Below are 18,783 nucleotides of genomic sequence, written 5' to 3'. Positions count from 1 at the left end.
CAGTAGCGATCAAGAGTCGTGGTCCCACTTGACTTCTTATCCCCCTGAGATGTCTAACGGGCGGGGAAGGGTGGCCTTGTGGGGGCCGCCGAAGGCGGCGTGGGCGGTGGTTTGTGGCTTCGTCCAGGAAACGGACCGCCCGCCGCCCTCCGAGCCGGTGGCCCGCCCCGCCTGGCCCGCCCCTCCGGGACGGCCGCTCGTCGGACGGCCGCTCGTCCGGGACGGTGCCTACTCGTGGGAGATCTCCTCCACGACCGTGGCGCCCAGCTCCCGCACGATCAGTTCGTGGCCCGACAGCGCCGACTCGTCGAGATCCGGGTCGTCGTCCTCGGGCATGTCGTCCTCGGGCGCGACCACGTGCCGCTCCGGGACGGGTGGCGGCGCCGCGGCGGGGGCAGCCGGGGCCGCCGGAGCTGAGGGTGCGGCCGGACGCGTGGCCGGTGCGGACTGCTGCGGCTCGGGACGCGCAGCGGCCGGTGCGCCCGCGCCGTAGCGGCCGCCGGGTCCGCCGCCCGAGCCGCCTCCCCCGTTGAAGCCGCCGCCGAGGCCGGGGCCCGCGGCGGGCGGCGGGGCCGAGCCGCCGGACGGGTCGACGATCGCCTCGACCTTCCACTGCACGTTGAACTGCTCGGCCAGCGCCTGGCGCAGGACGTCCTCGCTGCCGCTGCTCGCGAAGTTGTCCCGCGCGCCCGCGTTCACGAAGCCGAGCTGCAGCGTCGTCCCGTCGAAGCCGGCGACCTGCGCGTTCTGGCTGAGCAGGATCCAGGTGAAGCGGCGGCGGTTCTTCACGGCCTCCAGGATGTTCGGCCACAGCATGCGGGGGTCGAGCCCGCCCGGTGCCGGCGCGGGCGCCGCGGCCGGAGCGGAGGCGGGGGGCGGGGTGGGCGCGGCCGTCGCCGGGGCGGACGCGGCCGGGGACTGCCGGCCGCCCGCGGGCGCCGCCGTGGGCCACCCGCCGGGCCGTCGGCCGCCCCCGGTGGGGGCAGCGGTGGGCCAGGCGCCGGGAGCCGCGGAAGCGGGGGCGGCCGCGGCCTGCGGCGGCGCGGGCGCGGGCGCGGGCGCGGGAGCGATGGGCGCGGGGTCCCGTGGCACGGTCGGCGGCCCCGAGGCGGGCATCCCCGCACCGTCGGCCGCACCGGCACCCGGGCCCGGACCCGGTGCGCCACCGGGGCCGGCGGCGCCCCCGGCCCCACCGTTCCGCACGGCGGCCCGGGCCGCCGCCATACCGCCGCCGGGTGCCACGGGCGCCGCCGCCTGCGGCCCCGGTCCCCCGGTCATCCCTCCGTGCACCTCTGGGCCAGGCGCATATCCCATGGCCGGTCCCGCACCGCCGCCGGAGAAGTTGACACCCCGCTCCAGCCGGTCCAGGCGGGCCATGACCGACCGCTCGTCCCCGTAGGCGGCGGGCAGCAGCACCCGTGCGCAGATCAGTTCGAGCTGCAGCCGGGGCGAGGTGGCCCCCCGCATCTCGGTGAGACCCTCATTGACGAGGTCGGCGGCGCGGCTCAGCTCGGCCGGGCCGAAGACGCCCGCCTGGGCCTGCATCCGCTCCAGTACGTCGGCCGGGGCGTCGATGAGGCCCTTCTCGGCGGCGTCGGGCACGGCGGCGAGGATCACCAGGTCCCGCAGCCGCTCCAGCAGATCGGCGACGAACCGCCGCGGATCGTTGCCCCCTTCGATCACCCGGTCGACGACCTCGAAGGCGGCGGCCCCGTCCCCGGCGGCGAATGCCTCGACGACGGAGTCGAGCAGCGACCCGTCCGTGTACCCGAGCAGCGAGGTGGCCATGGCGTAGGTCACGCCGTCGGCACCCGCGCCCGCCAGCAACTGGTCCATGACGGACATGGAGTCACGCACGGACCCGGCACCCGCCCGCACGACGAGGGGCAGGACCCCGTCCTCGACGGGGATGTCCTCCTTCTGGCAGACCTCGGCGAGGTAGTCGCGGAGGGTGCCCGGCGGGACGAGCCGGAACGGATAGTGGTGGGTCCGCGAACGGATGGTCCCGATGACCTTCTCGGGCTCGGTGGTGGCGAAGATGAACTTGAGGTGCTCGGGCGGCTCCTCGACGACCTTCAGCAGCGCGTTGAACCCCGCCGACGTGACCATGTGGGCCTCGTCGATGATGTAGATCTTGTACCGGCTGCTCGCGGGCCCGAAGAACGCCTTCTCCCGCAGGTCACGGGCGTCGTCGACACCACCGTGCGACGCGGCGTCGATCTCGATGACGTCGATGGACCCCGGCCCGTTCCTGGCCAGGTCCTGGCAGGACTGGCACTCGCCGCACGGCGTCGGTGTCGGTCCCTTCTCGCAGTTCAGGCACCGCGCCAGAATCCGCGCGCTGGTCGTCTTCCCGCAGCCGCGCGGCCCGCTGAACAGGTACGCGTGGTTGACCCGGTTGTTCCGCAGCGCCTGCTGCAGCGGGTCGGTGACATGCTCCTGCCCGATGACCTCGGCGAACGACTCCGGGCGATAGCGGCGGTACAGCGCGAGAGACGACACGCCTACGAGGTTATAGGCGCCCACCGACAACATGCCGCGCCCGAGCCCCTGCCCTCGGACCCCTCCCCGTGCGCCCCCGTACCCGGCAACGCAGAAGACCCCCCACGCACCCGCCAGAGCCGACCTACCCTTGCTGCCTTCCGGCCCTGGGGGAGTTCAGTCAGATAGCGCCGCGTGAGGGGCTGGGCCCCAGCGTACCCGATCGCGGAGGCGCTGAACGAGTTCGCTAGCACTCCCCGCCGTCATGTAATGTTTCCGGCGGAGGATTCGCCTAGAGGCCTAGGGCGCACGCTTGGAAAGCGTGTTGGGGGCAACCCCTCACGAGTTCGAATCTCGTATCCTCCGCACCCGCCCGCCTGGGCAAACGTCGGCCCGGACAGCCATGCTGCCCGGGCCGAGGTCGTTACAGGGTTGCAGTTTGGGTTGCAGTTGCTCGCGCTCAGGCAGCTCGACGACTCCCTTCGCGCAGAGGAAACCGGTCTGGTTCTTCTGCGCCGGCCTGGGCGCTCTGGCAAGGTGCCACGCATGGGGGTCTCCGAGAAGACGCGCAAGATCGTGTGGGCTGAAGCCGGCGGGAGATGCGCAATCTGCCGTGGCGAAGTGATTACCCCAGGAACGGACTGTGATGATCCATCCGTGTTCGGTGAAGAAGCACACATCGTGGCCCGTTCCCAGGGCGGTCCACGGGCGGGGAACCTCGACGATGACTCCAGGCACAGCCATACGAATCTGCTGCTGCTATGCAGCAAGCATCATAAGCAGATCGATGACCAACCAAACCACTTCACGGTTGAGCGACTCAGAGAGATCAAGGAGCAGCACGCTGCTTGGGTCCGTCGCTCGTTGGACGAGGAGGCTGCTGGCGGCCCGAGGCTCGTCTCCGATCCAGCCTTCCCACAGCCTCGGGTGCTGGCACTGATCACTCGTGGCAACCCGCTGTGGAACATGATCAAGGCGAGCGTGACGTTCGAGTACGCCTTGCCGGACGGCCTTCCTGACGATGACGAGTCGCTGATCGTGGAGTTCTTGGACCTCCTCCGGGACTACCTGGACATCGCCCCGGAGCTCCACAGCGTGCGGGAGAACCGGGACGCGGAGAAGTCGCTGGAGCACTACATTCGCGACCTCGCGGAGAAGGACTTTCTCGTGGGCGCACATGTCCGCCACATGCTTTACGTCGATGGTCGAGGCGACCCCATGGCATGGCCCATGCTGCGGGTCGAGGTTCAGCCTGCATCGCAGGCTGTCGTCGCGGACCAGGGCGGTCGGCCCTTCACCACCGGGCAAGGCGAAGCGCAGGTCGCCGAAGAGTAAGACTTCGGTGGCGTACGCATCCAGTTCGAAAGGGTCGGCCCGAAGCCAGATGTGTACGGGCCGACCCATTGCCGAACTGGGGCCCGCGGCGTCAGTCGGCGAGCGGCTTCTCAGCCAACGGCCAAAGCAGTCCGCCGACCTTATCGGCCGTGTCGGTGAGCACCCGGTTGGTCAGGTGCTGATAGCGGCGGCGCATGCGAGCGGACTGGCCGGGCTCCCAGCCCATGATCGCGTCGACGACGGTGTCGGGGACACCGAGGATCAGCAGGATGGTGCCCGCCGTGTGGCGGGCGTCGTGCAGTCGGCCGTCACGAAGACCGGCCGTCTCCAGAAGTTCCTTCCACTTGTGGTGGTCGGTGTTGGGGTTGAGCGGCTCGCCGGTCGGCGAGGTGAAGACGTAGCCCTTCTCCACCCACAGGTCGCGGGCGAGGCGGCGTTCGCGCTCCTGTTCGTCGCGGTGCTCCGCAAGGAGCTTCATCAGTTCCTCGGGGACGCCGATGGGCCGCCGTCCGGCACGGGACTTGGTCTCCTTGGTCTCGCGGCGGATGTTGACCTTCTGCGGGCAGTACCCGGGCTTGCGCCCGCAGCGGTCGCCGCAGCCGTGCCGGTACCGAGGCCGCAGCCGACCCCGGTGGACGACCAGCACCCCGAGGTCGAAGTCGACGTCCGCCCACTTGAGCCCGAGCACCTCGCCCTGCCGCAGGCCCAGGGCCAGGGCGATCACCCAACGCGCGGCGTTCCGCTGGCGGTTGGCCACCTCCAGGAGAAGCTGGACCTCCTCGACCGTGTAGGGCACCACCTCGTCCTCCACCAGGCGTGGGGCCTTGGCGATGCTGGCCGGGTTCTCGGTGAGGTGGCGGCGGCGCTTGGCCTCGTTGAGGGCGGCGCGCACGGTGCGGTGGGCCTGGTGCGCGGTACCGGGCGAACTGCCTTCGTCCTGCATCTTCTTGTAGAAGCGCTCCAGGTGTTCGGGCTGCAGCTTTGTGAGGCGGTGGGCGCCCAGGCCGGGTATGAGGTGGTGGTAGACCGCGACGCGGTAGCCGTCGATGGTGTTCTCGGAGACGTGCAGGGCCGCGATGTTCTCGACCCAGTGCACCAGCCAGGACTCGAGCGTCCAGGTCTGGCCGGCCTTCCGGACACGGCCCGCGTCGCGTTCCTTCTCCAGTTCGCGGACGGCCTTGGTCGCGTCGGCTCGAGTCTTGCGCTTGACGTGGCGGCGGTCGGGCCTGCCGTCATCCTTGACACCGACGGTGACGTAGCCGTGCCACTTTCCGTCCTTGCCGAGGTAGATCGTGGAGGCGCCGTTGGGCTGCCGGGACTTGGCCATGACCGCCCCCTCAGGCCGCGAGAGCGACGGTCGAACGGGCGGACTGGGTGCGGGTGGCGACGTAGTCCTTGAGCGCCTCGGCCGGGATGCGGCGCAGGCGGCCGATCGTCACGGACGGGATCTCGCCGGAGGCGAGGAGCGCGTACATCGTGGTGCGGCCGACGCCGAGCCGACGAGCGGCTTCCTCGACGGTGAGTGCGACCAGCGTGGGGTCGGGCGCGGTGGAGACGTTGGCCTGGACGAGGCTGAGGAGCTGCTGCTGGGTGACGCCGAGCGCGTCCGCAAGCAGGGCGATGGGCATGGACGTTTCAGGCATGGGATACCTCTCGGCGGCGCGGGGGCAACGCGCCGTCGTGGTTGCTGTGCGGGATGGGCGGTGTGATGGGGTCCCTGGCGTGGCCCTCGGCGTTCGTAGCGCCGAGGGACCGAGGGGACGGCGGTGTGCCTACTTACTCGGCGTCCGGGGTGTCCGCGTCCTGGAGGAGCGGATCCCAGGGCGAGTTGGGGGCCGGGTAGAACGTGGGCCCCGGCGCATCATCGGTGGTGGTGTCGATGCCGAGGCGTTCGGCGATCTCGTCATACTCGCGCTCGGCCTCTTCGAGGCGGGCCTTGGCGGCGTCGGCGAGGTCCTGGGCGGTTCTCCACTCCTTCTCGAGGTCCTGGAGGCGGAAACCTGCCTCCTGGAGCTCATAGTGGGGATCGTCGGGGCTTGCCACGGCCTCGGCCATGAAGTGCTGGGCGGGCAGGTTCAGTGCCTTGGCGAGGCCGAGAACCTCGTCGAAGCGGATGGGCCGGGTGCCGTTCTCGATCTTGGCGATCTGGGTCTGGTGGAACTTGAAACCGAGGCGGTTCATGCGCTCGGCGAGGTCATCCTGGGACAGGCGGGCGGCCTTCCTCATGATCTTCAGGTTGTGAGCCACCAGTGCCTCCCCTTCGCGGGGGATGAGGCGGCGCGCCTTGGGCTGGTCCATGTTGACCTCCTCTCGTGTGAGCCGGCACTGCACCGGACCATGCATAAACGATACCAGCATGAGATTCCAAACCGTCAAGAGCATGAAACTGATAGTGGTGCAGGTCACACAAGGGCGTGAGCTGGCACTATGCGATGATGGAATTGAAAGTCCAACCGCTTTCCGGTTTGACTTCTGTGCACCGAGGGTAGTACAACAGTGGGTACAGCATGGGAATCCAAACCTGAAGGAGGTTGATGCCGGCGGTCGCGCCGCCAGAGAACGACAAAACCCCCGGCGCTACGAACACCGGGGGCTGATCGGAAACCTCTACACCGCCCATCCCTGGACAGCTGACCAACAACGGACCGGGTTGCCCCCCGGAGCCGTCGAGTGAGGAATCTCCATGAGCGAGAATACCCGCCCCAACCCCATCCACACAGCAGATCCCGGCCAGGACGCCGCCGCCGACGAGGGCGCGGCCCTCTTGGGCCGGCTCAAGGCGGCAATAGCCCGGTTCGTGATCCTGCCCAGCGAAGAGGCGTTGGACGCCACCGTGCTGTGGGTCGCCGCCACCCACCTGCAGGCGTCCTGGCAGCACGCCCCGCGCCTTGCGGTGGTCGGCCCAGCGAAGCGGTGCGGTAAGTCCCGCCTGCTCGACGTCCTGACCGAGACCGTCCATAACCCCGTCATCACGGTCAACTCCACTGCCGCCGCCGTCTTCCGCTCCATCACCGAGGAGCCCCCGACCCTGCTCGTGGACGAGGCCGACACCATCTTCGGCACCCCCAAGCAGGCCGAGAAAAACGAGGAGATGCGCGGCCTGCTCAACGCCGGTCACCAGCGTGACCGCTACGTCCTGCGGGTGGTCGGCAACGACCACACCCCGCACCGTTTCCACACCTTTGCCATGGCGGCGCTGGCCGGCATCGGCGACCTCCCCGACACGATCATGGACCGGTCGATCGTGATCCGGATGCGCCGCCGCGCCGAGGGCGAGCGCGTCAGCCCCTACCGCACCAAACGCGACAGCCCCGCCCTGCACCAACTGCGCGCCCATCTCGCGCAGTGGGCGACACCCCTCGCCGAGCGGGCCCTGGTCCTGGAGCCGTCCATGCCGGTGGAGGACCGCGCCGCCGACACCTGGGAACCCCTGGTGATCGTCGCCGACCTCGCGGGCGGCTCCTGGCCCAAACTCGCCCGCCACGCCTGCACGCGCATGGTCGCCGCCGAGGCCGAGGCCGAGCAGGACAGCCCGAGCAACGCCCGCATCCTCGCCGACATCCGCAGGATCTTCCACGCCAAGGGCGAGCAGGAGCAGCTGAGCACCGACGAGATCCTGTATGCCCTCAACGGGGACACTGAAGCCCCCTGGGCCGAGCACGGACGTGGCGGCCTCACCCCGCGCGGCCTCGGGGCGATGCTGCGCGAGTACGGCATCTCCTCGGGCAACGTGCGCGTCGGCGAGATCCAGCGCAAGGGCTACACCCGCGCCAAGTTCACCGATGCCTGGAAGCGCTACTGCCCTGCCGTCCACCCCCTCGGCGCTCCGCAGGCCGACGCGGGCTGAGGCGGGCTGACCAGCCGCCGGCCCCCGCAGCCCGCGCGATCACTGCGTCATCGGTGGGGACCGGCCCAAGCCACACATCCGTCTTCTGCCGTCCTTGCCGTCCCAGCCGAGAAACCGCAGGTCAAAGGCCCCTGGCGCGGGACGGCTATCGGTCCCAAGACGGATAGCGATCCGTCTCGACGCACCACAGGCCATCGCACGAACCGAGCCACCGGCTCGCCACATCGCGCGTCCTTGCCGTCCTGGACGTCACCCGACTCAGCCTGCAGTCCCGCCCTGACCTGCGGTTGCAACGGCAAGACGGCAAAGACGGCGCACCGCACCCACCCCCGCAGTCCACCCGCAAGGACACCTTCACCATGCCCGACACCGTCATACCCACCGCCGACCCGACAGGGCCGACCGGCCGCCACCACGCCACCTCGTGGGACCGGCTCGCCATCATCCTGCTCGGCGTCACCGGATGCGCCCTGTCCTATGACGCACTCCGGCAGATGGCCGGCGCCATCCACGTCCGCCCCACCCTGACCTACCTGTTCCCCGTCGTGATCGACGGCTTCATCGCATACGGCGTCCGCGCCCTGCTGGTCCTGCGCGAGGCTCCGCTGCCCGCGCGCCTGTATGCGTGGACCCTGTTCATCGCCGCCACCGCTGCCAGCATCTGGGCCAACGGTCTGCACGCCCTCGACCTCAACCAGCCCGGCGCCGTGGCCCTCCACCTCGACGACACCACCGTCACCGTCCTGTCCGCCATCGCCCCGCTCGCCCTGGCCGGAGCCACCCACCTGCACATCCTGATCACCCGCTACGGCGGCACCGACCCGGCGCGAACCCCGGCGTACCGAACCACTGCACCGGTTCCGTACCGGCAGCAGCAAGCCGACGCAACCCTTCTGACGGATTCGTACCAGCAGCCGAAGCGGCTTGAGCCGCACGACCTGCCTCACCCCCAACAGGCCGGGTTCGCGCAGACCGCCGAAGCAACAACTCCGGGCTCCCGGAGGTCCCGAAGCGTCGATCCGGACACCGGCACGGGAACCGTGACGCCGACCGACTCCCCGCAGAGCGAGCCCGAGGACGAGCCCGATGGCGCAGGCCAGGGGCAGGACGAGGGTTCCGTACCGCGCACCCAGAGCCAGGGCGGACGCCCACCCATGGCGACACTGGAGCGGCTCGCCGAGGTGATCGCCGCAGCCCACCCGGACCCGGACGCAATCACTCGCGACAGCGCCCGCAAGGCCGTGACCGAATCCGGACTCGGTGCCGGAACCGGCCGCCTGGCCGAGGCCATCACTCTGGTCCGCGGCGCCGCCCAGGCCCGCGAGCACCCCGACCAGCGACCCCTCGCCGACCGGACCTGAACCCATCAGGACATCCATAGCCCACCCGATCCAGCAGGCCGGCGCGGCTGCCGACACCCCGGCAGCCGCGCCACCAACAGCCCCCTATCCCAGAAACGCAGCACCGCCAAACCGCTGGTCGCCCGGACCATCCCACCCGTACGCCCCCGACAGCCCAGCAGCGCCCACAGCCCCGCGCGCCCCGACAGGAGACAATGCAGTGAGGAAAAGGCCGCACCTCGACGACAGCAACACCGAAGGTCCGGATCAGCCATCGAAGTACGTTGACGTCAAGGCCCTTTGGCGCCGGGCATTTGGTGAAGGGGCTCCTGGCGGAGCATCGAAGTACGTTGACGTCAAGGCCCTTTGGCGCCGGGCATTTGGTGAAGGGGCTCCTGGCGGAGCCAGTAGTACCGCGAGTCCGACTCGTGGCCGGACTCGCGGGATCTCCGCCCCAGGGGTGGCGGAGACGGCCCGGCACGAGGGCGCGCCGGGCCAGGAGGTCGGGGCCGAGGTCGGCACCGACCCGGACAAGCTCCTCGCCGCCCAGAAGCAGATCCTCGCCGGCCTCCACCCGACCGAGCCCGACAACAAGCCCGCCAGTGACGACGCCGACGAGAGCGCCGAACTGAAGAACCGCCGCCCCACCGGCACCAAGCGCGAAGAGCGCGTCGGCCCTCTGCGGTTCGAACCCGACGAGCAGCCCCGGCTGGGTGCGGCTGCCGCCGCCAACGGCTACCGAGGTCTGTCCGGGTTCGCCGCCGACGTCGTCCTGGCCTTCATCGACGGCCGGTTCTTCATCGACCTGCCGTTGGCGGAAGAACGTCGCCTCACGCACGAGTTCCGCGCCCGCGTCATGCGCCAGCTGGCCGGTGTCGCCAACAATGTCAACCAGATCGCCCGCGCCCTCAACGGCGGATACGACCCGCCCACCGACATCCGCCGCACCCTCGACGAACTGCACCGCCTGCTGACGCAGATCGCCGAGGCCCTGCGCCAGCCCGCCGACACCAGCGAGGTCTGACCGACGTGATAGCCGCCATCAAGGCGCCCGGCGCCAACACCCGCGGTCTGCTCGCTTACCTCTACGGCCGCGGAACCCACGACGAACACCTCGACCCGCACATCGTGGCCGGCTTTGCCATGCTCGGTATGCCCGACCCCGGCCGGAACGAGAACGCCACCCTGACCGAACTGGCCCACCACCTCGACGCGCCCGTCCGCCTGCGCAACAGCGAACTCGGCCGACCGATTACCGACCACGTCTGGCACTGCCCCGTCCGCGCCGCACCCGAGGACCGCTACCTCTCCGACGTCGAATGGTCCGAGATCGCCGAGCGCATCGTCCAGGCCGCCGGCATCGCGCCCAAGGGTGACGACCTCGCCTGCCGGTGGATCGCCGTGCGCCACGCGGATGATCACATTCACATCCTCGCCACCACGGTCCGCGAGGACGGGCGGCGCCCCAGGCTCCACAAGAGTGGCGAGCGCGTCGGCGCCGAGTGCCGAGAGATCGAGAAGGACTACGGGCTGCGCCAGCTGAAGAAGGGCGATCGCACCGGCGCCCGGCGCCCCACCCAGGCCGAGATGCACAAGGCCGAACGCCTCGGCTGGGACCAGACCAGCTGCGAATGGCTCCAGGACCGCATCCGGGCCGCCATCCCCAACACCACCAGCGCCGAGGAACTCCTCGCGTACCTCGAAGCCGGCGACGTCCTGGTCAAGCCCCGGCGCGGCCCATCCGGAGACCTTCTCGGCTACTCCGTCGGCCGCCCCGGGGACCTCAACAAGGACGGGAAACAGATCTTCCACCCCGGCGGGAAAATTGCCCCCGACCTGTCCCTGCCCAAACTCAAGGCCCGCCTCGAAAGCAGCGTGCCCGAGGAGCACCCCACCGCCCGCCGCAACCGGCCGACCACCCCCTGGCAGCAGGCCACCGAAGCCCTCGACACCCTTCAAGCCGAGATCACCGGCACCGGCGACAGTGGTGACGCGCGGGCACAGGCGCACATCACCGCCCTCGGGGAACTGATCGAGGCCACCGCCCAGAAGGCCCCTGCCGACCTGCGCGCCCAGCTACAAGCGGCCAGCACGGCATTCGCCCGTGCCCAGCGCTCGCAAATCCGGGCAGAAGACCGAGCCGCCCACACTCTGCGGACCGCAGCCCGCGACATCGTCAACACCGCCACCGGTCCCGACGGCAGCGCCCTCGCCGCCCTCACCGCCGCCCTGGTCTGGGCCGCCATCCTCGCCAGCCGCTGGCACGAAGCCAAGGGCCACGCTCACCAGACCGACGCCGCTCGCCAAACCGTCCTGCACCTCCAGGCAGCAGCTGATCACGCCCTCGCGCCCACGCTCACCGAACTCCAAGCCCGCCGGCCCAAGGAGGAGACCCGTCGCACCCTGGCCAGCGACGTACGCGCCGCCATCCCCGACCACGCCGACCGGATCCTCGCCGACCCCGCCTGGTCCGCCCTCGCCACCGTCCTCGCCGACGCCGAAGCCGGCGGGCACAAGCCCCACCAACTCCTCAAGGAAGCCGCCGCACAGCGCGAACTGACCACCGCTCGCCAACCGGCCGGCGTCCTGATCGCCCGCATCCAGCACACCAGCCGCAACCCCGTCCCCAACCGCCGCGCCGAAGCTGCCCGCCTGCGCTCCACCACCCTCGGCACTCTCCCCCAGCAGCGCACGCCCCAGCCGGCCGCGACTCCAGCCGCCCCGGCAGACAATCAGCAGCGCCGCCGCAGGTAGGACCAAGCCGGCGATGCCGGCTTGGCGTGATCTCCGGTGGTCGGGAATGGGCCCCGACCACCGGAGCCTTGTCGTCGTGCCCCGTCACCGACAAGGGGGTATCGCAGCGGATGCAACTCCCCAGGCCGGCACTGCACTCGGCCCAGTGCGTCAGTCCTCGACGCCGAGGCTTGCCCCGTTCTCAAGGTAGGCGGTTTCTGATCGTGCTCGGGCACTGATCGCCGCGTGGACTCGACGGGCCAGCCGAGGGATGAGTACTCCGTCGATCTGATCGGCCTCGTGGAACGCAAACTGGTCGACTTCCACCCCGTCCAGGGTGATCTGATCTCGCTCGCCGGCTGTGAGGATGCCTCCGTCGAAGACGAACAGCAGCTTGTCGCCCTCGGTCGGGTGGGGTGCCCAGTCCGCGATGAGGAGGCGGCCGATCGGCGGGGCGATGCCGATCTCCTCCTTGACCTCCCGAGCCGCGCCTTCGCTCGGAGTCTCGCCCGGGTTCAGGTAGCCGCCGGGGATCTCCCACCCCTGCTTGTACGTGGGCTTGACCAGGAGCACGCGTCCGGCCTCGTCGAAGAACAGCACGCCGGCGGCGGTGCGGGGCTGGGCTACCGCCTCGTGGGCTTCGGAGTCGCTCATGGCAGCGACTGTAGTCGTCGCGCAAGGATCACCCGATGACGCGCAGCCGCTGAGCCACCCCGGCCAGCAGATGGCTCGGCTTGCCCCGCTGCTGCCGGACCCAGGCGGTCACCAGGTGGCGGGAGATGAAGTGGTAGCGGACTTGCTCGGGCGCCAGTTCCTCCGCGTCCAGGACGAGGGAGAGCGCTTCGTCCGTGCGGTTCTGAGCACTGTACGCGCGGGCCAGTTCGAGGGCGTGCCGGACGCGGCGCTCCAAGGGCAGGGTGGAGGTGTCGACACGTGGCCCCTGGTCGACGGCGATCTGAACGTCGCCGAGTTCCATGGCCGTCGAGATGCGGTGGATAGCGACATTGGTCGGGCCGAACGCAGTCCACATGTGGTTGGCGTCATGTCCGAGACGCTGGGCCGTCTGTTCGGCCTCTGCGAGGAACTCGTTCACCATGGCCCGGTCCTCGATCTGGGCTGCGGCCATCGCTCCGACGAGGAAGAGCGTGCCGTAGATCGACAGGTACGTCGGCGAGGCGTCTGCAAGGCCGTTTTCCAGGTAGCTGGCGGAGGCCACCACAAGGTCCCGGGCGGCGGTGGGGCGGCCGTTGGCGAGCAGGCAGTGGGCAACCGACCTGAAGAGCGAGCCGGTGACGACGAGGTTGCCTGACTCCTGCGCTGCGGCCAGACCCCGATCGGCCGCCATCCACGCGAGGTCAGCTTCGCCGATCTTCGTCAGCACCATGGCCGCGCCCTGGTAGGCCATGGCGAGCAGGGCTTGGGCCTCCCGCTGCTGCTCGCCCTCGTAGACGCGGACAGCGTACTGGGCTGCCGCAAGGATGCCGGGCGTCAGACGGGTGGCTCGCGCGTATCTCGCGTCCTGATAGGCCGACCAGGTCGATCCGACTTCGGTACGCAGGATCTCCAGGTCCGGTGGCTGGTTGGTGGAATCGGATGCCAGCAGCGGGGACATCTGCTTGTAGTCCATCAGGGCTTCCCGCAGTTTCGGCACGGTGCCGCCCAGGGCGTCGGGCGTCCAGTCCAGAAGCGACGGCTCGGCGAGCAGGTCACCGAGTTGCACGTCGAGAGCGTCGGCCAGCGACTTGATCACGGACAGCCGGTCCAACTCGATGCGGCCGTTCTCCACTTTGCTCAACCAGTCGGCTGTCCGCCCGACGAGGCCGGCCAGTACCTCCTGCGGCATGCCGCGTCGGCGGCGGTACCAGGCGACGCGCTCGCCGACGCTCAACGTCTCGGTCATTCCTCGCATGACCCCCAGCCTGGAGCTGCATGGTTTCCCCACCCCGGAAGAATATTCCGGGTTCTCCTCCCTCCACCCTTTTAGCGTTCTGACGTGTCATCAAGCACAGCGGCGCTAGCCGCCTGTTATGGGGCAAGGAGGGACGAATGTCGATGGAACCTCATGGCCACGAGATCGGCGCGTCCACCGTCGAGGAGAAGACGGCGCCTTGCCTGGGCCCTGAGCGACTTCGCACCCTGCCGGTACCCCACAGCCCCCTCCAAGGCGACGGCAACATAGCGGCACCTGGCGCACAGGGCCAAGAACTCCGTCACGCGTCCATGCAGATGAGCTTCCTCCTGTCCGACCGATCCGTGCCCTTGATCCGGACGTCGGTCAGACGGATCGCGGACGCTTGGGGTCTCGATGCCCTGATCATCGACGATGCCGAGCTCGTTGCATCCGAACTCGTCACCAACGCCGTCCGGCACGCCCCGTGTCCCGAGGTCGGCTTCACCGCCACCTATGGCGAGGAGCTTCTTCTCATCCAGGTCCATGACGGCTCGGCCAACCCGCCGATCCTGCGTCACGGATCGGCGGGCAGCGCCGAGAGCGGGCGCGGGCTGGTCCTGGTCAGCTCCTTGACTCGCGACTGGGGCTGGATGCCGCACGGCGACGGCACGAAAAGCACCTGGGCCCTGATCGACGTACCGACGACAGACGACCCGTCCACTGGAGCGGAAGCCGCGAAGGCGGTGAACTTGTGACGGCCCACCACGCGCGCCCGTCGCGTTTCACCCTCCTGGTCCGCACCACTCGCCGATCTACCGCAGGCCGCCTCGACAGGCGCCACCCGGGCACCACCCGCGAGTTGCAGCCTGCTGGCCATCAGGCACCTGATTTCGCATCGGCGGCCGTTGAAGCGACAGACGATGGCGCACTCCGGCGCCTCCTGGAGGCCATGCGCCGCTGGCAGTCACAAGAGCCGAGCAGGCCGATGGAGATCACCCCGGCAGCCATCCGCAGCACGGTGGACTACGTGCTCAGTGCCCACCTGGACGAAGTGCCCGACGAAGACCTGACCGCCACAGTCCTCACCTTGCGTGAGTATCTGGCCGCCCTCTCGGAGGCGGCGGAGGAGCACTTGGACACCGGCCGGGTTGTCGTCGCACATATGGTGAACCGTGCTCGGGTGGTCGCGGACGACAACGCCCCTGCTTCACTGCGGGCCGCACGGCTCGCGGCATCGACCACCCGCGATCTGCTGCTCCTCCTCGATCAAGAGGGCTGGCCCGGTAGCCGCGCCGAGGTGGCGTCATGAAGATCATGATGCGGATGCGCACACGGCGCAGAGCGCCTATGTCCAACCGTGAGCGAAACATTCAGCGGATACTCCACCCGCCCGGCCCCTCGCTCTGCGAGCGGCTCACGCGCCCGCTGTGGGCCGCCGAGGAGTGGTGGTGCCGGCACGTCACACAACGCGAGCTGTACCGCCGCCTCGACGCCATGGGCCGCGCCTTCAGGGCGAGCCTGCCTACCGAGTGGGACGACCCGGGTTTCGCGGAGCGGGGGCTCCGCGAGATCAGGAGTGCCGTAGCCGCCGAACGCGAACAGGGCGGATAACCGACCAGCTTCCGCCGCCGGTGAGGGGCTTCCCAGAAGCATCGGTTCCTCCCAACACGACCGATAGCTCAACCAGTGGCGGGCTTGTCCGTGGCCACGGACAGGCATCCCCGGCCCGTTGGGGCTGGGTCCAATGAGAGAAGAAGGGGAGGGCACCATGCCCGAAAGCACGGAGACCACCGACCGCGGTGGGTTGGAGGTCATCGCGAGCGACACCCCGGCGACCGAGCCCGACGAGGCCGAGGTACTGGACCTGGTGGGCGGCCTGCTGGCCGCATAGCCAGGACCGGCCCAAGGCTCGTCCGTTCGCTTCACTCCAACATCCACTCCGCTTCGAGGAGACCCAGTGACAATCGCCGTCGAACAGCCGATCGCGCCGTGGGGCGCCGGCCGCCTGGCGCCGTACCCGACCACCATCCAGCGCCCGCACGCCTCAGTCACCGTCGACCCCGGCACGCAGCTCGGCGTGTTCCGCGACCGCGACGGCCTGGTGGTCGAAATGGGCGCGCACGGCACCAGCAAGGGCACCGAGACCTCGACCACCACGAACTCGGACTCCAAGAACGACCAGGGGCACGACCAGGACTCCGAGCAGGACTGACGACATGACCGAGGAGAGGCCGATCTTGGTGGCCACTGAGGCGGATGACCTGACCGCCGACATGGTGATCAGCGAACTCAACCGGCAGAACGTGCCCGTGGTCAGGTTCAATCCCGCGGACATCGGCGCCGGCCTGACGGTCTCGGCTCGGTTCGGCACCTGCCCGGCCTCCATGGCCGGGCAGGTGCGCACCCCGTCGAGGGCCGCCGACCTGACCCGCGTCCGAGCGGTCTACTGGCGCCGCCCCGAGTGGCCGGCCTTCTCGCACCTGGAGCCGGATGACGCCCGGTTCGCGGCTGCGCAGGTCCGCTTCGGGCTTGGGGGCACCCTCTACGCGATGGATTGCCCGCTCTGGGTCAATCACCCCCTGCGCATCGCCGCCGCCGACTACAAGCCCGCGCAACTCGCCCTCGCCCAGCGCCTCGGTTTCGCCGTGCCACCGACCCTGGTGACCAACGACCCGGAGAAGGCCCGAGAGTTCATCACCAACCAGGGCGACGTGATCTTCAAGACCTTGCGCTGGACCCCGTACACACGGGATGGTGTGCCGGTTACCGGCTGGGCTGATCCGGTGACTGCCGACGAGATCAACGAGAGCGTTCGCGTCGCCCCACACCTGTTCCAGTCCCGTGTGGACAAAGTCGCCGACCTCCGCGTGCTGGTCGTCGGCCGGCACACGTTCGCCGTACGCATCGACTCCGACATGCTGGACTGGCGCAAGGACTACAGCGCTCTCACCTACACCGTCGAACACCTCCCCGACCGGGTGAACAAGGCGCTGCACCTCTACCTGGAGTCCCTTGGCCTGGTATCGGGGAGCTTCGATCTCGCCGTGGATCGAACGGGCAACTACTGGTGGCTGGAGCTGAACCCGAACGGCCAGTGGGGGTGGCTGGAGACGGAGACCAGCCTCCCGATGTCCTCCGCATTCGCCGACCTGCTCACCCAAGGAGAAAGCTCATGACCGACTCCGCGCCCGAGCGCAGCCGCCTCGCCGCACTGCTGGCGCAGAACAGGGTCCTCACGTCCCCGTGGCTGCGCGGGGCCGTCGAAGCCGTGCCACGCGAACTGTTCCTTCACCCCGGGGTATTCCTCGACGAGGGCGGCACCTGGCGACCCATCACGGCTACTGGCACCGACCCGGCCGAGTGGCTCAAGACCGCTTACCGCTACGACACCCTGACCACCCAGCTCGACGGCCACCTGACCGCCGACCAGACCGCCGAACCCGTTGCGGGGGTACCCACCTCCTCCTCCACCACCCCGGCCACGGTGGTCGGAATGATCGAAAGCCTGGACTTGGAGGCAGGCAACCGGGTGCTGGAGATCGGCACCGGCACGGGCTACTCCTCCGCCCTGATGTGCCACTACCTCGGCGCGGACAACGTGACCACGGTCGAGGTCGACCCGGAAGTGGCGGAACGCGCGGACACCGCGCTGGAGACGCTCGGCTTCTCGGCCTGGACCGTCACCGGCGACGGCCTCCTCGGCTATCCCCGGAACGCTCCATACGATCGGGTGATCGCCACCTGCGCCGTTCGCCGCATCCCGCACACCTGGGTCCGCCAGACCAAGCCCGGCGGCATCATCCTGAGCACCGTGGGCTCTTGGCCGTACGGGACCGGCCTGGCCAAGGTCACCGTAGACGACAACGGCAACGCCGAGGGCCGGATCATCGGCAGGTCTTCGTTCATGCAGGCGCGTTCCCAAGCCGTCCTGCCGGTGGCCGGCGATCTGTCCGCCCGGACGGCCTACGCGGACAGCGAGCGGGAGACGAAGGTGCCCCCGACCCTGCTGGACGACTGGATGCCCGCCTTCCTCGCCCAGCTCGCCGCGCCCGGCGTACAACTCGTCCGCGCCGCCCGAAGCGACGGAACCCGCCTGCTCTACGTCTTCGACCCCGACCGGGAGTCTTTCGCAGAGTTCATCGCCCATGGTGACGGGTGGACGGTCCGGCAGGGCGGTCCCGCGCCCCTCTGGGACCGGATCGAGGAGGCGCTCGTCGCCTGGGAGGCTGCGGGGCACCCCGAGATCGACTCCGTTCAGCTCCGCATCACGCAGGCATCCCACCACTATTGGATCGCGGGAGCACCAGCTTTGAACTGGGAGCATCGTCTCGACTGACGCGAAGAGTCCGCCTCAGCAGAGGCGCTACCCTCGTCGATGAGCAGCCGTCGAGTCGTGAGGAAGCGGAATGGACGGCGAACCGCTGTCCGAGTGGGCGGAACGCCGTGACGCGAAGATCGGGCGGCTCCGCGCCATCCCGCTGGTGCCGGGCAACGGCCCCCAGGGCTCTCACCTAAACCCGGACGCGCCCCGCGTCATCCAGCGATGGAACGGGCACGCGTGGGAGCCCCATGGTTCGCCGCCAACCTTGCCGAGGCGAAGCGCATCGTGTACCCCCAGGCCAGCGAGCCTCCGACCTCAGTGCCGGCGCCCGAGCGCAAGCCGCTTGGCGCTGGCACCGGAAGGCACCGCAAACCCCAGGCGCCGGAACCGAGCAAGCGCTGACTCTCAGGAGCGCCTCGGCTGATCCGCTCCCGCCGGAGACAGCCGCCGGGCGCTCCACCGCCGCTGCCATCGCCAAGGGCAGGGTCCCCGGGAGAAATCCTGGGGTCGGCCAGGACAGGTGCAGGTCTCGGGCAGACTGGATGACGGTGGACCCAGCATCGCGTATCCGGGGCCCGGCGGCGCTGCGCAACTGCGTGGTGATCCGCGAGCCGGCCGGTATCTGCGGGATCTGCTCGGTGAACGACTTCCTCGGACACTGCGGCTCGCGGCAGTACCAGCGGCGCTTGTGCCAGCGAAATTCCAACCCGCCTTCCCCGTAGGGGAGATCACGAGGCCGGGTGATGGCTGAGCCCTTCACCCGGGAGGCGGTCACCCCGCAGGACAGGCAGGCCCGCGCGCCCTCGTCCGCGGTGGTCGGGTGCACCCGCCGGAT

18 protein-coding genes, 1 tRNA gene, 1 other RNA gene and 2 pseudogenes are annotated in these 18,783 nt (G+C 69.7%); 14 read left to right on the top strand and 8 right to left on the bottom strand.

Annotated features, from left to right (window positions below; genetic code table 11):
- Positions 1 to 228 precede the first annotated feature (228 nt).
- Together ACZ79I_RS21130 and ffs are read right to left on the bottom strand one after the other, a co-directional pair.
- Positions 229 to 2,502, bottom strand: coding sequence for a DNA polymerase III subunit gamma and tau (locus ACZ79I_RS21130; protein WP_471499058.1), 2,274 nt, complete (start codon positions 2,500 to 2,502; stop codon positions 229 to 231).
- Between the two features lie 90 nt (positions 2,503 to 2,592).
- Positions 2,593 to 2,689: signal recognition particle sRNA small type (gene ffs, locus ACZ79I_RS21125), an RNA gene on the bottom strand.
- A 73-nt stretch (positions 2,690 to 2,762) separates the two neighbouring features.
- Here ffs and ACZ79I_RS21120 point away from each other — a divergent pair.
- Together ACZ79I_RS21120 and ACZ79I_RS21115 are read left to right on the top strand one after the other, a co-directional pair.
- A tRNA-Ser gene (locus tag ACZ79I_RS21120) sits at positions 2,763 to 2,847 on the top strand.
- A gap of 180 nt (positions 2,848 to 3,027) precedes the next feature.
- On the top strand, positions 3,028 to 3,816 hold the full coding sequence (locus ACZ79I_RS21115) for an HNH endonuclease (RefSeq protein ID WP_471499057.1): 789 nt from the start codon (positions 3,028 to 3,030) through the stop codon (positions 3,814 to 3,816).
- Between the two features lie 91 nt (positions 3,817 to 3,907).
- On the opposite strand, the gene ACZ79I_RS21110 is transcribed toward ACZ79I_RS21115, so the two are convergent.
- The 3 genes from ACZ79I_RS21110 to ACZ79I_RS21100 form a co-directional block, all read right to left on the bottom strand.
- Positions 3,908 to 5,143 carry a tyrosine-type recombinase/integrase gene (locus ACZ79I_RS21110; RefSeq protein ID WP_471499056.1) on the bottom strand — a complete coding sequence of 412 codons (1,236 nt, stop codon included), beginning with the start codon at positions 5,141 to 5,143 and terminating at the stop codon, positions 3,908 to 3,910.
- Positions 5,144 to 5,153: 10 nt separating this feature from the next.
- The gene (locus tag ACZ79I_RS21105) at positions 5,154 to 5,459 is read right to left on the bottom strand and encodes a helix-turn-helix domain-containing protein (RefSeq protein WP_471499055.1); all 306 of its coding nucleotides are present in this window, start codon (positions 5,457 to 5,459) and stop codon (positions 5,154 to 5,156) included.
- A gap of 133 nt (positions 5,460 to 5,592) precedes the next feature.
- Positions 5,593 to 6,114: a helix-turn-helix domain-containing protein gene (locus ACZ79I_RS21100; protein WP_471499054.1), complete on the bottom strand. Its 522-nt coding sequence runs from the start codon at positions 6,112 to 6,114 to the stop codon at positions 5,593 to 5,595.
- A 385-nt stretch (positions 6,115 to 6,499) separates the two neighbouring features.
- On the opposite strand from ACZ79I_RS21100, the gene ACZ79I_RS21095 reads away from it, so the two are divergent.
- From ACZ79I_RS21095 to ACZ79I_RS21080, 4 genes are all read left to right on the top strand, one after another.
- Positions 6,500 to 7,663, top strand: a complete 1,164-nt coding sequence (locus ACZ79I_RS21095) for a DUF3631 domain-containing protein (RefSeq protein ID WP_471499053.1) — start codon at positions 6,500 to 6,502, stop codon at positions 7,661 to 7,663.
- 359 nt (positions 7,664 to 8,022) lie between these two features.
- The gene (locus ACZ79I_RS21090) at positions 8,023 to 9,024 is read left to right on the top strand and encodes a DUF2637 domain-containing protein (protein ID WP_471499052.1); all 1,002 of its coding nucleotides are present in this window, start codon (positions 8,023 to 8,025) and stop codon (positions 9,022 to 9,024) included.
- 439 nt (positions 9,025 to 9,463) lie between these two features.
- Positions 9,464 to 10,027: a MobC family plasmid mobilization relaxosome protein gene (locus tag ACZ79I_RS21085; protein ID WP_471499051.1), complete on the top strand. Its 564-nt coding sequence runs from the start codon at positions 9,464 to 9,466 to the stop codon at positions 10,025 to 10,027.
- A 5-nt stretch (positions 10,028 to 10,032) separates the two neighbouring features.
- Positions 10,033 to 11,757 carry a relaxase/mobilization nuclease domain-containing protein gene (locus ACZ79I_RS21080; RefSeq protein WP_471499050.1) on the top strand — a complete coding sequence of 575 codons (1,725 nt, stop codon included), beginning with the start codon at positions 10,033 to 10,035 and terminating at the stop codon, positions 11,755 to 11,757.
- 150 nt (positions 11,758 to 11,907) lie between these two features.
- Here the strand turns inward: ACZ79I_RS21080 and ACZ79I_RS21075 are convergent, their stop codons facing one another.
- Together ACZ79I_RS21075 and ACZ79I_RS21070 are read right to left on the bottom strand one after the other, a co-directional pair.
- On the bottom strand, positions 11,908 to 12,390 hold the full coding sequence (locus ACZ79I_RS21075) for an NUDIX domain-containing protein (protein ID WP_471499049.1): 483 nt from the start codon (positions 12,388 to 12,390) through the stop codon (positions 11,908 to 11,910).
- 28 nt (positions 12,391 to 12,418) lie between these two features.
- Positions 12,419 to 13,636 (bottom strand): helix-turn-helix domain-containing protein, encoded by a 1,218-nt coding sequence (locus ACZ79I_RS21070; protein WP_471499048.1) that lies wholly within the window; start codon positions 13,634 to 13,636, stop codon positions 12,419 to 12,421.
- Positions 13,637 to 13,782: 146 nt separating this feature from the next.
- Between ACZ79I_RS21070 and ACZ79I_RS21065 the strand changes: the two genes are divergently transcribed.
- The 8 genes and pseudogenes from ACZ79I_RS21065 to ACZ79I_RS21030 all read left to right on the top strand — a co-directional run bounded on the left by ACZ79I_RS21065 (position 13,783) and on the right by ACZ79I_RS21030 (position 18,350).
- Positions 13,783 to 14,382: an ATP-binding protein gene (locus ACZ79I_RS21065; RefSeq protein WP_471499047.1), complete on the top strand. Its 600-nt coding sequence runs from the start codon at positions 13,783 to 13,785 to the stop codon at positions 14,380 to 14,382.
- On the top strand, positions 14,379 to 14,936 hold the full coding sequence (locus ACZ79I_RS21060; RefSeq protein WP_471499046.1) for a hypothetical protein: 558 nt from the start codon (positions 14,379 to 14,381) through the stop codon (positions 14,934 to 14,936). The genes ACZ79I_RS21065 and ACZ79I_RS21060 overlap by 4 nt, the downstream gene beginning before the upstream one ends.
- The gene (locus tag ACZ79I_RS21055) at positions 14,933 to 15,238 is read left to right on the top strand and encodes a hypothetical protein (RefSeq protein ID WP_471499045.1); all 306 of its coding nucleotides are present in this window, start codon (positions 14,933 to 14,935) and stop codon (positions 15,236 to 15,238) included. The genes ACZ79I_RS21060 and ACZ79I_RS21055 overlap by 4 nt, the downstream gene beginning before the upstream one ends.
- A 157-nt stretch (positions 15,239 to 15,395) precedes the next feature.
- Positions 15,396 to 15,518, top strand: a complete 123-nt coding sequence (locus ACZ79I_RS21050) for a hypothetical protein (RefSeq protein ID WP_471499044.1) — start codon at positions 15,396 to 15,398, stop codon at positions 15,516 to 15,518.
- A gap of 66 nt (positions 15,519 to 15,584) precedes the next feature.
- A complete protein-coding gene (tgmA, locus tag ACZ79I_RS21045) occupies positions 15,585 to 15,839 on the top strand; it encodes a putative ATP-grasp-modified RiPP (RefSeq protein WP_471499043.1) in 255 nt (84 codons plus the stop codon).
- A 4-nt stretch (positions 15,840 to 15,843) separates the two neighbouring features.
- Positions 15,844 to 16,803 carry an ATP-grasp ribosomal peptide maturase gene (gene tgmB / locus ACZ79I_RS21040; protein WP_471499042.1) on the top strand — a complete coding sequence of 320 codons (960 nt, stop codon included), beginning with the start codon at positions 15,844 to 15,846 and terminating at the stop codon, positions 16,801 to 16,803.
- Positions 16,800 to 17,963 carry an ATP-grasp peptide maturase system methyltransferase gene (tgmC, locus tag ACZ79I_RS21035; RefSeq protein ID WP_471499041.1) on the top strand — a complete coding sequence of 388 codons (1,164 nt, stop codon included), beginning with the start codon at positions 16,800 to 16,802 and terminating at the stop codon, positions 17,961 to 17,963. Before tgmB ends, tgmC begins: the two co-directional genes overlap by 4 nt.
- Positions 17,964 to 18,033: 70 nt before the next feature.
- Positions 18,034 to 18,350, top strand: a pseudogene (locus tag ACZ79I_RS21030) (DUF6087 family protein).
- Positions 18,351 to 18,615: 265 nt separating this feature from the next.
- Here ACZ79I_RS21030 and ACZ79I_RS21025 read toward each other — a convergent pair.
- Positions 18,616 to 18,774: pseudogene (locus tag ACZ79I_RS21025) on the bottom strand (transposase family protein); the annotation flags it as partial.
- Between the last annotated feature and the right edge of the window lie 9 nt (positions 18,775 to 18,783).

It is taken from the genome of Streptomyces sp. PSU-S4-23 (assembly GCF_055632315.1).
The sequence above is the reverse complement of the archived record's forward strand: the minus strand, read 5'-3'. Positions and strand labels throughout refer to the sequence as shown.

What these genes read in the sequence shown, in the direction of transcription:
- ACZ79I_RS21075 (WP_471499049.1), bottom strand. Translation starts at nt 12,390, where the DNA reads ATGAGCGACTCCGAAGCCCACGAGGCGGTAGCCCAGCCCCGCACCGCC.
- ACZ79I_RS21055 (WP_471499045.1), top strand. Translation starts at nt 14,933, where the DNA reads ATGAAGATCATGATGCGGATGCGCACACGGCGCAGAGCGCCTATGTCC.
- ACZ79I_RS21070 (WP_471499048.1), bottom strand. Translation starts at nt 13,636, where the DNA reads ATGACCGAGACGTTGAGCGTCGGCGAGCGCGTCGCCTGGTACCGCCGC.
- ACZ79I_RS21065 (WP_471499047.1), top strand. Translation starts at nt 13,783, where the DNA reads ATGTCGATGGAACCTCATGGCCACGAGATCGGCGCGTCCACCGTCGAG.
- ACZ79I_RS21050 (WP_471499044.1), top strand. Translation starts at nt 15,396, where the DNA reads ATGCCCGAAAGCACGGAGACCACCGACCGCGGTGGGTTGGAGGTCATC.
- tgmB (WP_471499042.1), top strand. Translation starts at nt 15,844, where the DNA reads ATGACCGAGGAGAGGCCGATCTTGGTGGCCACTGAGGCGGATGACCTG.
- tgmC (WP_471499041.1), top strand. Translation starts at nt 16,800, where the DNA reads ATGACCGACTCCGCGCCCGAGCGCAGCCGCCTCGCCGCACTGCTGGCG.
- ACZ79I_RS21100 (WP_471499054.1), bottom strand. Translation starts at nt 6,114, where the DNA reads ATGGACCAGCCCAAGGCGCGCCGCCTCATCCCCCGCGAAGGGGAGGCA.
- ACZ79I_RS21095 (WP_471499053.1), top strand. Translation starts at nt 6,500, where the DNA reads ATGAGCGAGAATACCCGCCCCAACCCCATCCACACAGCAGATCCCGGC.
- ACZ79I_RS21090 (WP_471499052.1), top strand. Translation starts at nt 8,023, where the DNA reads ATGCCCGACACCGTCATACCCACCGCCGACCCGACAGGGCCGACCGGC.
- ACZ79I_RS21105 (WP_471499055.1), bottom strand. Translation starts at nt 5,459, where the DNA reads ATGCCTGAAACGTCCATGCCCATCGCCCTGCTTGCGGACGCGCTCGGC.
- ACZ79I_RS21110 (WP_471499056.1), bottom strand. Translation starts at nt 5,143, where the DNA reads ATGGCCAAGTCCCGGCAGCCCAACGGCGCCTCCACGATCTACCTCGGC.
- ACZ79I_RS21115 (WP_471499057.1), top strand. Translation starts at nt 3,028, where the DNA reads ATGGGGGTCTCCGAGAAGACGCGCAAGATCGTGTGGGCTGAAGCCGGC.